The sequence below is a fragment of the Mesorhizobium sp. WSM4810 genome (assembly GCF_055811235.1).
On sequence record NZ_JBVVQV010000005.1, the window covers coordinates 100,592 to 113,749 of the forward strand.

Genomic DNA, 13,158 nt, shown 5'->3' on the forward strand with positions numbered 1-13,158 from the left:
TCGCAAGCGGTCAAACCTTTGTCGCCAAATATCGGTCATCTGCTACCATAGTCGCAAAACATATGAGGGAGGGATTTAGCGACATGGCCGGCCTGAAATCTGCAAGCCAGTTGAAAAAGATAAGCACGGCCAAGGGCAGCGAGAAACCCGGCAGGCTTGCCGATTACTTGCTGGCCCGTGCGCCGGCCGAAGATGTCGCCGCCTATGAGGTCACCGCCCTCGAACGCGCCGCCGATCTCGCCGGACGCGCCGTCGCCAGGCACAAGAAGGGCGATTGCGTCGTCGCCATAGAGGTTGATTCCGGTGTCGTGCGCCAGGGCAGGCCGATGACGGTGATCACCGTCGTCAACGACAACATGCCGTTCCTGTTCGATTCCATCCTCGGCGAGATCACCGAGAGCGCTGGCGAACCGCTGCTGGTTACCCATCCGGTCATCGTCGTCAGGCACGGCAAGAGCGGCGTCGACGAAATCCTCGGCGATGGCGGCTTCGCCAAGGGCGATCACAGTCATGAACGGCTGAGCGTCATCCACGTCCATATCGGCCGTGTTTCGTCCGAGCAGGCCGAGGCATTGGCTGACCGGCTGAAGAAAATATTGGGCCAGGTGCGCGCCGCCGTCACCGACTGGAAGCCGATGCTGGCCCGCCTCGACCAGGCAATCTCCGAGTTCCGCTACGCTCCGGTGCCGCTCGACAAGGCCAACGTCACCGAAGCGATCGCCCTCCTGGAATGGCTGCGCGACGACAATTTCACCTTCCTCGGCATGCGCGAGTTCAAATATACCGGCGGCGAGAAGAGCGGCACCCTGGAGCGCACCGAAAAGCCCGGCCTCGGCATCCTCTCCGATCCCGACGTGCTGGTGCTGCGGCGCGGCACCGAAGCGGTGTCGACGACGCCGGAAATCCGCGCCTTCCTGCACGGGCCGGAACCGCTGATCGTCACCAAGGCCAATGCCAAATCGTCGGTGCACCGCCGCATCTATCTCGATTACATCGGCGTCAAGACCTACACCGCCAAGGGCGTGCTTGCCGGCGAGCTGCGCATTGTCGGCCTGTTCACCTCGACTGCCTACACGCGCTCGGTGATGAAGATCCCCTATCTCAGGTCGAAAGCCGAAACCATCATCGCCAAATCCGGTTTCAACCCTGAAGACCACTCCGGCAAGGCACTGATCAACGTGCTGGAGAGCTATCCGCGCGACGAGCTGTTCCAGGTTCCGGTGCCGATCCTGCGCAAGCACGCCGAAGCCATTCTGGGGCTGATCGAGCGGCCGCGCGTCAGGGCGCTGGTGCGCGCCGATCAGTTCGACCGTTTCGTCTCGATCCTCGTTTTCGTGCCGCGCGACCGCTACGACAGCGTCGTGCGCGAGAAGATCGGCACCTATCTGAAGACGATGTTCCAGGGCCGGCTTTCGGCCTACTACCCGGCCTTCCCGGAAGGCGGGCTGGCTCGTGTCCACTTCATCATCGGCCGTTCCGGCGGCAGGACGCCGAAGGTCGACCAGGCGACGATCGAGGCAGCGATCCGCGCCATCGTGCGGACCTGGGACGACATTCTGCGCGAGACCGCCGAAGAGACCGGCGCCGATGCGGCGCTCACGGCGATCGCCTCGCGCTTCTCGGGAAGCTATCGCGACAGCTTCTCACCGGCGGAGGCGCTGGCCGATGCCGGGCGCATCGCCAGGATCAGCGCGGCCAATCCGATCGCCATCGACTATTATCGTCATGCCAACCAGGAACCGCATCAGGCGGCGCTGAAGATCTATCACCATGGCAGCCCGGTGGCGCTGTCGCGACGGGTGCCGGTGCTGGAGAACATCGGTTTCCGCGTTATCAGCGAGCGCACCTTCGAGGTCGGGGACGAGGCTTCCGACATGATCAATACTGATCAGCCGGGCATGGTCTTCATCCACGACATGGAACTCGAAAACAGCTACGGCAAGCCAATCGACCTTGGCGACCGCGGCGCGCTGTTCGAAGACGCGTTCCTTTCCGTCTGGCGCGGCGACATCGACAATGACGGCTATAACGGCCTTGCCCAGACCGCCGGCCTGTGGTCGGGCGAGATTTCCATCCTGCGCGCCTACGGCCGCTATCTGCAGCAGGCCGGCATCCCACAGAGCCAGGATTTCATTGCCGCCGCGCTCAACCGCTATCCGGAGATCGCGCGTGGCCTGCATGAGCTGTTCGTCGCCCGCCTCGGACCGACGGCGCAGACGGACGGGGCGGTCGCGGCCAGGCACCTCAAGGCCAAGATCAGGGATGCGCTGGAAGAGGTTCCCAACATCGACGACGACACCATCGTCCGTCGCTACCTCAACCTGATCGAAGCCTCGCTGCGCACCAATCATTTCGTTCCCGATCTGAAGGAGAAGGGCCAGTCGCTGGCGATCAAGCTCGATTCGCAAGCGGTCGACGGCCTGCCGGCGCCGCGGCCGTGGCGGGAGATCTTCGTCTACGGCTCCGAGGTCGAGGGCGTGCATCTGCGCTTCGGCCCGGTCGCGCGCGGTGGCCTGCGCTGGTCGGACCGCGCCCAGGACTACCGCACCGAGGTGCTCGGTTTGGTCAAGGCGCAGCAGGTCAAGAACGCGGTGATCGTGCCGGTTGGCGCCAAGGGCGGTTTCTATCCGAAGAAGCTGCCGATGGGCGCCGGCCGCGACGCCATCTTCGAAGCCGGCGCGTCCGCCTACAAGAATTACGTCTCCAGCCTGTTGTCGATCACCGACAATATCGGCCTGGACGGCGTCATTCCGCCGGCTGAGGTCGTGCGGCGCGACCAGGACGACCCCTATTTCGTCGTCGCCGCAGACAAGGGCACGGCGACCTTCTCCGACACCGCCAATGCCATCAGCGAGAAGCATGGCTTCTGGCTCGACGACGCCTTCGCCAGCGGCGGCTCGGCCGGCTACGACCACAAGAAGATGGGCATCACCGCCAAGGGTGCCTGGGAAGCGGTCAAGCGGCATTTCCGCGAGATGAACCGCGATATCCAGACCGCACCCTTCACCGTTGTCGGCGTCGGCGACATGTCGGGCGACGTGTTCGGCAACGGCATGCTCCTGTCCGAGCAGACCCGGCTGATCGCCGCCTTCGACCATCGTGACATCTTCATCGATCCCGCTCCCGACATGGCGGTTTCGATGGCCGAGCGCCGGCGCATGTTCGCCCTCGCCCGTTCGAGCTGGCAGGACTACGACAAGACAAAACTGTCCGAAGGCGGCATCATCGTCTCGCGCAGCCAGAAATCGATCACGCTGCCGCCGGCCGCGGCCGCGGCGATCGGCCTCGGCAAGACGACCGCCTCGCCGGTCGAGATCATGAGCGCCATCCTCAAGGCGCCGGTCGACCTTTTGTGGTTCGGCGGCATCGGCACCTATCTCAGGGCATCGACGGAAACCAACCAGGACGCCGGCGATCGCGCCAACGATGCTATTCGGGTGACTGCGCTCGAAGTGCGCGCCAAGGTCATCGGCGAGGGCGCCAATCTTGGCGCGACGCAGCGGGCCCGCATCGAGTTCGGGCTGAATGGCGGGCGCTGCAATTCCGACGCCATCGACAATTCGGGCGGCGTCAACTGCTCCGACGTCGAGGTCAACATCAAGATCGCGCTGGCTTCCGCCATGCGCAAGGGGGCGCTGACTCGCCCAGCGCGCAACAAGCTTCTCGCCGAAATGACCGACGAGGTGAGCGCGCTGGTGCTGTCCAACAATTACGAGCAGACGCTGGCGCTGTCCCTTGCTCGCAAGCGCGGCCTTGCCGATATTGCCCATCAGAGCCGTTTCATGGCAGCGCTCGAGGCGCGCGGCCTGCTCGACCGCCATGTCGAAGCTCTGCCGTCGCCGGCAGCCCTCGCCGAGCGCGAGGCGCGCGGCGAGCCGCTGACCAGGGCCGAGCTCGGCGTGCTGCTGGCCTATGCCAAGATCGTGCTGTTTTCCGACATCGTCGCCAGCGACGTGCCGGACGATCCGCATTTCGACCGTGACCTGATGGGCTATTTTCCGGACCGTATGACGAAGAAATTCGCGGCCGAAATCCATGGCCATCGCCTGCGCCGCGAAATCATCGCCCGTGTCGTCGCCAACGATCTGGTCAATCGCGGCGGCCCACCCTTCGTCAACAGGCTGCAGGAAGCAACCGGCCGCAGCGCGGCCGACGTGGTCCGGACCTTCGCTGTGGTGCGCGACGGCTTTGGCTTGCCGGCGCTCTATCGCCAGATCGACGCGCTCGACAACCAGATCGACGGGCAGGTGCAGCTCGACCTTTATCAAGCCGTCAGTCGGCTTACCTATGTCGCCAGCGGCTGGTATCTCAAGAACGATACCAGCACCGCTCCGCTGGGCCAACGGATCGCCGAATTGCAGAACGCCCGCAAGGCACTGGAACCGAAGCTCCCTTCGCTGCTTCCGGCCTTCTCGCGCGAGCGGATAGAGGATCGGCGGCATGCTCTGGCCAAGGGCGGCGCGCCCGAACAGCTGGCAGAACATCTGGCGCTGACCGATGTGGCCGGCGTCGTGCCTGACATCGCGCTGACGGCCCGAACGGCGAATGCCGACATCATCGCCGCCGCCAAGGCGTTTTTCGCGGTCAGCGATGCCTTCCGCATTCCGCGCGTCGAGGATGCGGCGCGCTCGATCGCGCCGTCCGACTACTACGATCAATTGGCGCTTTTCCGCGCCACCGACACGATCGGCGCAGCCAGGCGCGGCATCGCCGTCGCAGCGCTCACCGGCCATGCCGGGGCGGCGGACCCGGTGGCGGCATGGCTGGAGGCCGGCGGCGAGAGGGTCGGGCGCATCCGCGAGCGGCTGCAGGCGCTGACCGAGGGCGGCGACATCACCGTGTCGCGGCTGTCGGTGGCATCGGGGCTGATCAGCGACCTGACGGCGCTGTGAACTGTTCGCTTCACAAGGCCGGCGCTGCCCCTCATCCGGCTGCCGCCACCTTCTCCCCGTATAGTGACGGGGAGAAGGAACTTGCTGCAACGCCAGCGCCTTTTCTGCAACGGCAGCCGTTCGCGAAACCGCCGATGACAATGTCTTTCTCCCCGTCCCTATACGGGGAGAAATGCCCGGCAGGGCAATGAGGGGCGGCGCGACCCCTGTCATTTGCGTGAGCACCGGAAACATGCAGACATGGCGCCGGTCGCGGGCCAAGCGAACGGGGCAGGAGGGAATATGGCCGAGGTAGCAGTGCAGCGAGCGCCGGAACGCGGCATCTGGGGGTGGATGCTGTTCGACTGGGCAGCACAGCCGTTCTTCACGGTCATCACCACCTTCATCTTCGGCCCTTATTTCGCTTCGCGCATGGTTCTGGATCCGGCTGCCATGCAAGCTGCCGAGGCAGCCGGTCCAGCCGCAGTTGAAGCTTACGTCGAATCCCAGCATCTACTTGGCCTGACGGTCTGGGGTTGGAGCATCGCCGCGGCGGGACTGGTCATTGCCGTTTTGTCGCCCATACTCGGCTCGATCGCAGACCAGACCGGCCCGCGAAAGCCGTGGATCGCGTGCTTTGCTGCGATCAAGATCACGAGTCTTTGTTTGCTCTGGTTTGCCGCGCCGGGCTCAAATCTGTTTCTTATCGCGGCTTTGTTTTCGCTGGCGTCGGTGGCGGCGGAATTCTCGACGGTGTTCAACGATTCGATGATGCCGCGCCTGGTTCCGAAGAGCGAAATCGGCCGCATCTCAAACATGGCCTGGGGTCTTGGTTATCTCGGCGGCATGATCGCGTTGATCTTCGTCGTCGCCTTCATGGCGGGTTTGCCGGAGACCGGCAAGACGATCGTCGGTCTCGACCCGCTCCTCGGTCTCGACCCGATCTTCGGCGAGGACGCTCGGGCGACCGGACCACTGTCGGCTGGCTGGTACTTGCTGTTCATCCTGCCGATGTTCTTCTTTACCCCGGATGCCGCCAAAGGCATTCCGATCGGGCCGGCGGTGCGCGAGGGGCTGTCGGAGCTGAAGTCGACACTGGCCGAAGTGCGCCAGCGCAGCGGCATCTTCCGCTTCCTGGTCGCCCGCATGATCTATCAAGACGGCGTCAATGCGCTGCTTGCGCTGGGAGGACTTTTCGCGGCAGGGATGTTCGCCTGGTCGATCACCGAGATCGGCCTGTTCGGCATCATCCTCAACGTCGTTGCCATCGTCGGCTGCTGGATCGCCGCCCGTCTCGACACGGCGCTCGGCTCCAAGGCCGTGGTGATGATTTCGCTGGTTATGCTGTCTGTCGCGACAATCGGCATCGTCTCGACCGGACCGGGTTTCACGCTGCTCGGGATGCTACAGCTCTCCACCGCCGACTCGGGCGGCCTGTTCGGCACGGCGGCGGAAAAGGCCTACATTCTTTACGGCTTGCTGATCGGCCTTGCCTTCGGGCCAGTACAAGCCTCGTCACGCTCCTACATGGCGCGTAGCGTCACCGCGGCCGAATCGGGTCGCTATTTCGGCATCTATGCGCTGGCCGGACGGGCGACCAGCTTCCTCGCGCCGTTTCTGGTGTCGACCATAGGCTGGGTAAGCGGTTCGCAACGGCTCGGCATGGCTGTAATCGTGCTGTTCCTCGGCGTCGGCCTGGCGATCCTGGTCCGCACGCCGTATCCGGCGGACAACCGGCCGGCGGAGTGAGCTTACCCTCCCCCTTGTGGGGAGGGTCGATCCGCGAAGCGGGGCGGGGGGGGGGGGGGGGGGCCCCGCCCCCCCCCCCCCCCGGCGCTGCCCCCACCCCGCTCACGAACTTTGCTTCGAAAAGATCGTTTGCCGACCCTCCCCACGTGGGGTCCACGAGGGGGAGGGTGAGGCGCTAATGCCTGAAATGCCTGACGCCGGTAAATACCATGGCGATGCCGTGGGCGTCGGCGGCGGCGATGACATCGTCGTCGCGCATCGAGCCGCCCGGCTGGATGACGGCGGTGGCGCCGGCTTCGATCGCCGACAGCAGCCCGTCGGCGAACGGGAAAAAGGCATCCGAGGCGACGACAGAATTCTTGGTCAGCGGCTCGGCCAGGTCGGCTGCCTCGGCCGCGTCGAGCGCCTTGCGCGCGGCGATGCGCGAGGAATCGACGCGGCTCATCTGGCCGGCGCCGATGCCGACGGTGGCACCGTCCCTGACATAGACGATGGCGTTCGACTTGACGTGCTTTGCGACGCGGAAAGCGAATTTGAGATCGGCCATTTCGGCCGTTGTCGGCGCCCGCCGGGTCACCACTTTCAGGTCGAGGTCGTCGACCACCGCATTGTCGCGGCCCTGGACGAGCAACCCGCCGGAAACGGATTTCACAGTGGAGCCGGCCGCGCGCGGATCGGGCAAGCCGCCGGTGACCAGCAAGCGCAGGTTCTTCTTGGCGGCGACGATGCGGATTGCTTCGTCCGAGGCGCCCGGCGCGATGATGACCTCGGTGAAGGTTTTGACGATCTCTTCGGCGGCCTCGGCCTCGAGGGTGCGGTTCATCGCGACAATGCCGCCAAAGGCCGAGACCGGATCGCAGGCAAGCGCCTTGGCATAGGCCGCCTTCAGCGAAGCGCCCTCGGCGACGCCGCATGGGTTGGCGTGCTTGATGATGGCGACGGTGGCGGAGCGGGCCGGATCGAACTCGCCGACCAGTTCGAAGGCGGCGTCGGTGTCGTTGATGTTGTTGTAGGAAAGCTGCTTGCCCTGAAGCTGGCGCGCCGTCGCGACGCCCGGTCGCTTGTCGCCATCGACGTAGAAGCCGGCGCTCTGGTGCGGGTTCTCGCCGTAGCGCATCACCTGGTCGAGCCTGCCGCCGAAGGCGCGCCAGGTGGGATGCTCGATCTCCAGCGCTTCGGCGAACCAGCCGGAAATCGCCGCATCATAGGTCGCGGTGCGGGCGAAGGCCTTGGCCGCCAGCTTCTTGCGGAAATCCAGCGAGAGCGAGCCGAAATTCATCTCCAGCGCGTTGAGCACCGAGGCATAGTCCTCGGGATCGGTGACGATGGCGACGTAAGCGTGGTTCTTGGCCGAAGCGCGGATCATCGCCGGGCCGCCTATGTCGATGTTCTCGACGATCGAGGCGTAAGCGGCGCCGGAGCGGCGGACATCCTCGAAAGGGTAGAGATTGGAGACGACGAGATCGATCGGCTCAATACCATGATCGCGCATCGCCGCGGCGTGTTCGGGATCGTCGCGCACGCAAAGCAGCGCGCCGTGCACGGACGGATGCAGGGTCTTGACGCGGCCGTCCATGATCTCGGGAAAGCCGGTGAGTTCGGAGACGTCGCGCACAGCCATGCCTGCCTCGGCGATCGCCTTTGCTGTGCCGCCGGTGGAGACCAGCTCGACGCCGGCCGCGGCCAGCGCCCTGGCGAAATCGATGAGCCCGGTCTTGTCGAAAACGGAAAGCAGCGCGCGACGAACGGGAACGAGGTCCGGCGCGGGAATGTTCTTGGCGGCGACGGCCATGGGCTGGCGGCCTTTCACGGCTGGTTGGGACAGTGTCCGCGCGCCGTAGCACATGAGGCCTGGAAATCAAACTGCGGGACTAACCGCAGTCTCAGCTTTTTGCCGGATGACCGGCGATGGCCGTCCGTGTCAGTTGCCAATGGACTTCGGAAATCTCTGACGCCTTGAAGGCCAGCACGATCTGCCGGCTGCGGCGCGGGCCGCCAAGACCGGCGAAATAAATGGATTCTTCGACCTCGGGCGCCACCTCGGTGCAGGTGAACACCCATGTGTCGGCTTCATCGGCGGTCAGCACCAGACGGTCGTGCTCGTCCTTGAGCAGGCCTATGTCGGGATGGATGTGGAAGCGCACGGTGACGAAATCGCGGCCGTTGTTGCGGATCGCAGCATTGCCCGGCCGCAGAAGGCGATCCCTGCCGGCGAGCACATTGCCGTTCGTCGACAATTTCAGTTCGCGCTCATGCAGCAAGCCGAAGCGCGCGACATAGCCGTCATGGCGAGCCAGAAAACCCTGTGTGCCTTGCTGGTCGGTGCGCTTGCAAGGCACATGCTGCGGGCCGCCGATCAACGGCGTGCCGAGCAGATCGTTGACGCGCAGCGAGTGGCTGAAACGCGCCGACGAGGTGTCGTTGATGGTGGCTGTCGAATGGGCGGCCGTGGCGCGGGCAAGCGGCCGGAATTCGGCGGCGCCATAGGTGTCCACGCCGGCGTTGACGACATAGTGGCGGCGGCCGGAAGACAGCTCGAAGGAAAGGCATCCGGCGTGCGCCGCGTTGGAAACATCGATGCGCGGTGGCGGGCCGGTATCGGCGATCACGGTGACGCCGCCCATGGAGAGGCGCTCGTAGCCCGAATGCGGTGCGTGCAGCAATGGCGCGCCGGCGGTGTCGTCGTGGCGCAGAATGGTGGCGATGCGGTTGTGGATGGTCGCGCCCATGCCGTTGAAGCGGGCGAGGCTGCCGTCCTGGTGGCGAAAGAAACGCAGCGCCGGCAGCATGCGATCGATGGCGCCCATCAGCGCCGCCGGCGGCGTTTCGGCCTGATTGGCATAGGTCTGGCGCAGCGGCAGAAGGTCGGCGAGGATTTCAAGCACGGCCATCGGATTGCGCGAAATATGGCCGCCATCCGGCAGAATCTGACGGTCGAGTTCCTCGGCGAGGTTGCGGGTCGCGCCGCGCAGCGCCGATGCCGGCGCCGGTAGCGACAGAGCGGCAAAGGCAAGCGCGATGCGGGCGCGCAGCCTGTCCTTGCCGTCCGGCATCTCGCGTGCCATCGCCCTGAGATAGCGGATCTGCATGGCCAGCGATTTCAGGAAGGCCCGGTAGAAGGGAAATTCAGCACCCTGCAGCACCACCGAGGAATGCTGCAGCCAGGCAATGACGCGCTTGGCCGTCGTGCCGGGCTCCCAGGCGACACCGGAAATATTGCTGCCATGGATGGTGATCCAGTCGGAGACCAGCGCGCGGGCATTGGCGGCGGCAAGCTCGGTGCCGGCGGCGCGCATATGGCGCAGCCAGCGAAAGCCGTGCAGGGCCTTTTGCCAGCCGGGATTGGCCACGGCAATCTGGAAGGGCGTCTTGCCGCCGGTCTCTACCAGATGTCCCGACAGCGGATAGCGGCCATAATAAATCTCGAGCGCAATCTGTCGGTCGGCCAGGCGCAGGTCTGGCGGAGCGATCAACACGCGTTCCGGTGTGCGGCCGGAGTAGCGCCAGCGATGGATCGGCCCGCCACGCAGGCGCCGGCGCGTCTTGCGCCAGAACTCCTTCGCGACAAGCGTCCATAGACGCGTCGTGCTGCCGGCAGCGATCGCCAAAAGCCCTCCTCATAGCGCCCAATCCGAAGACAAGCTTATGTGATTCAAGAACTTATGCGAAGGTGAATTCCACGGAGGCCTTGAAATTCAGCCTGTTTTCCGCAGGATTCTTCCTAAAACAGTCTTCAAATTTTCAGCGTTGGCCGGTTCTGCGCATGCGGGCGGCGAAGAAGCCATCCAGGCCGGACCGTTCCGGTGAGCCGAGCTCCAGATCTGCGGGCGTGGTGCGCAGAGTGCCCTGCGGCGTCAGGAACGGATCGATGCCGGCGATCTCGCCCGGGCGGAGCGGGTCGTCGACGACATCAGCCGTCCCGGCGAGGAAGGCGCGATGGAGCGCCTCGCCTTCGAGCGGGTCGAGCGAGCAGTTGGAAAAGACGATGCGCCCGCCAGGCCTGACCAGGCTGACGGCGCGGGCGAGCAGCCTGCGTTGCAGATCGGCGAGTTTTTCGATGTCGGCCGCCGTCTTCGTCCACGGCACGTCGGGATGCCGCCGCACCGTGCCGGTCGAGGAGCAGGGCGCGTCGAGAAGGACGGCGTCGAACAGTTGTTCCGGCTCGTATTTGAGCAGATCGGCCTGGACAACCTCTGCGGACAGACCGAGCCGTTCGAGGTTCTGCGAGAGCCGCGCCAACCGGTTCTTCGAGGAATCGATCGCGGTGACCGTGGCGCCGCCGAGAATGAGCTGAGCGGTCTTGCCGCCGGGGGCGGCGCAGAGATCGGCGACGCGCAAACCCCTCACGTCGCCGAAAAGCCGGGCAGGAAGGCTGGCGGCGGCATCCTGGACCCACCAGGCGCCGTCTTCAAAGCCGGGCAGTTCAGTGACCGAGGCGCTGAGTTTCTCCACGCGCACAGTGCCGGTCGGCAGCACGATGCCGCCGAGCCGCTCCGCCCACAGCGCAGGATCGGTCTTGACCGTGAAGTCGACCGGCGCCTCGTATCTGTGGGCGGCGAGGATTTGCCTGGCTTTTTCAGTGCCATAGGCGGCTTTCAGCCGGTCGGAAAACCATTTCGGCGCTTCGTCGGTGGCGGCAAGCGCTGCAGCCAGTTCGGCCTGCTTGGATCGCGCCAGCGTGCGCAGCACGCCATTGACGAGACCGGAGAAGCGCACCGTGCGCGGATCGGACTTGGCGTGGGTCACGGCAAGGTCGACTGCGGCGCTGTCGGGAATATCGAGGAACAGGATCTGCGCCGCTGCTACATGCAGAATATGCGAAAGCGCGGTGGCGTTGGGTGGCAGCGGCTTTTCCAGGCGGCGGGCCAGCAACCCTGATATGGTCATGCGGAAGCGCAGCGCAGTGACCAGTATGGCGCGCACCAGCGCCCGGTCACGCAGGTCGAGCGCCTTGTATTGCGGATGGCCGTTCTCGTGGTCGGTCAGCCCGTCCAGCGCCGTCCTCGCATCGATGACGGCGGCCAGCAATCGTGCCGCGGCCTTGCGCGCGGCCAGGCCGGCAATAGGTTCGCCGGGGCTCGCTGCATTGTTTTCATGATCGCCTGAAATTCGGTGCCGGCGTTTCGCTTCGCTCACGACCACGGACCCTTGGGTCCGGTCGGATTGCGGCCCCAGGGATTGGACTTCGGCCTGGCCGGTTCAGCCGGCTGCTCAGCTTTCTCCCACGGGCCCGAAGGCCGCTGTTCGTCTGCCTGCCGCGGCATCGGCGTTTGCGGCCGCGCGGAGGCGGATGCGCCACCGGCCATGTCCTGCGCCATCGCCTGCAGGGCAGCGATGCGGTTGTCGGTGCTCGGGTGGGTCGAAAACAGGCTGTCCATGCGCTCGCCGGAAAGAGGATTGATGATGAAGAGGTGGGCAGTTGCCGGATTGCGCTCGGCATCCGGGTTGCGGATGCGTTCGGCGCCGCGAGCGATCTTGTCAAGGGCCGAGGCAAGCCAGAGCGGCTGTCCACAGATCTCGGCGCCGCGCCGGTCGGCCTCGTATTCGCGGGTGCGGCTGACCGCCATCTGCACGATCATCGCGGCAAAGGGCGCCACGATCATCGCCACCAACACACCGATAATGCCAAGCGAATTGTTGTTGTCGCGATTTCCGCCGAAAAAGAAGGCGAAATTGCCGAGCATCGAGATCGCGCCGGCAAGCGTGGCGACGATCGTCATGGTGAGCGTGTCGCGGTGCTGCACATGGGCGAGCTCGTGCGCCATCACCGCCGCGACTTCCTCATGCGACAGTTGCTGCAACAGCCCGGTGGTGGCGGCGACCGCGGCATTCTCCGGATTGCGGCCGGTGGCGAAAGCGTTGGGCTGCGGGTTGTCGATCAGATAGGTTTTCGGCATCGGCAGGCCGGCCTGTCTGGCGAGGCTCTGCACGATGGCGTAATATTCCGGGGCGTTCCTTTCGTCGACCTCGACCGCGCGGTTCATCGACAGCACCATCTTGTCGGCGTTCCAATAGCTGAACAGATTCATGGCGGCGGCAATCAGCAGGGCGATCACCATGCCGCCCGATCCGCCGATCAGATAGCCGACGCCCATGAACAGCGCGGTCATCGCTGCCAAAAGCATGGCGGTGCGAAGTGTGTTCATTGTCTGCTCCGTTTCTGCCGGCCTTCCGCAAAAAGGGTCGATCCTTGTCGGCTCATCGCTATATGATGGGAAACGTGTGGCCCTGTTTCAATTGGGCCATGTTTCAATCGCCGGGAATATCGCATGATCGACGAAGCCAATATATCAGGCGAAACCAGCAATGCAGACGCCGGCCCCGGTCACGACGTGCCGCAAAGGACGCTGACACCGGCAGCCCGCCGCGCTTTGGCGGAAGCGGAAGCACGGCGCGAACACTATCGCCAGCAGGAAGCCGCGATGCCCCGGGAACTCGGCGGCCGTGGCGGCAGGGAACCCGGCCGCTATGGCGATTGGGAAGTGAAGGGCCTGACCAGCGATTTCTAAGGGCCAGCGATTTCTAAGGGTATGTCGAT

7 protein-coding genes are annotated in these 13,158 nt (G+C 65.0%); 3 read left to right on the plus strand and 4 right to left on the minus strand.

Annotated features, from left to right (window positions below; all coding sequences use genetic code 11):
• The first annotated feature begins 83 nt into the window (after window positions 1-83).
• Together AC0L3O_RS09545 and AC0L3O_RS09550 are read left to right on the plus strand one after the other, a co-directional pair.
• Window positions 84-4,892 carry an NAD-glutamate dehydrogenase gene (locus tag AC0L3O_RS09545; RefSeq protein ID WP_473615449.1) on the plus strand — a complete coding sequence of 1,603 codons (4,809 nt, stop codon included), beginning with the start codon at window positions 84-86 and terminating at the stop codon, window positions 4,890-4,892.
• Between the two features lie 282 nt (window positions 4,893-5,174).
• Window positions 5,175-6,620: an MFS transporter gene (locus AC0L3O_RS09550; protein ID WP_473530294.1), complete on the plus strand. Its 1,446-nt coding sequence runs from the start codon at window positions 5,175-5,177 to the stop codon at window positions 6,618-6,620.
• Between the two features lie 175 nt (window positions 6,621-6,795).
• Here AC0L3O_RS09550 and purH read toward each other — a convergent pair whose 3' ends face one another.
• The 4 genes from purH to htpX form a co-directional block, all read right to left on the minus strand.
• Window positions 6,796-8,412 carry a bifunctional phosphoribosylaminoimidazolecarboxamide formyltransferase/IMP cyclohydrolase gene (gene purH, locus AC0L3O_RS09555; RefSeq protein ID WP_287345562.1) on the minus strand — a complete coding sequence of 539 codons (1,617 nt, stop codon included), beginning with the start codon at window positions 8,410-8,412 and terminating at the stop codon, window positions 6,796-6,798.
• A gap of 91 nt (window positions 8,413-8,503) precedes the next feature.
• Window positions 8,504-10,228, minus strand: a complete 1,725-nt coding sequence (locus tag AC0L3O_RS09560; RefSeq protein ID WP_473615450.1) for a heparinase II/III family protein — start codon at window positions 10,226-10,228, stop codon at window positions 8,504-8,506.
• Window positions 10,229-10,361: 133 nt separating this feature from the next.
• Window positions 10,362-11,762: an RsmB/NOP family class I SAM-dependent RNA methyltransferase gene (locus AC0L3O_RS09565; protein WP_473615451.1), complete on the minus strand. Its 1,401-nt coding sequence runs from the start codon at window positions 11,760-11,762 to the stop codon at window positions 10,362-10,364.
• On the minus strand, window positions 11,753-12,766 hold the full coding sequence (gene htpX / locus AC0L3O_RS09570) for a zinc metalloprotease HtpX (RefSeq protein WP_023800104.1): 1,014 nt from the start codon (window positions 12,764-12,766) through the stop codon (window positions 11,753-11,755). The genes AC0L3O_RS09565 and htpX overlap by 10 nt, the downstream gene beginning before the upstream one ends.
• A 123-nt stretch (window positions 12,767-12,889) precedes the next feature.
• Here htpX and AC0L3O_RS09575 point away from each other — a divergent pair, with 123 nt between their 5' ends.
• Complete coding sequence (locus AC0L3O_RS09575) at window positions 12,890-13,129, plus strand: DUF1674 domain-containing protein (protein ID WP_287063409.1); 240 nt, start codon at window positions 12,890-12,892, stop codon at window positions 13,127-13,129.
• Window positions 13,130-13,158 lie beyond the last annotated feature (29 nt).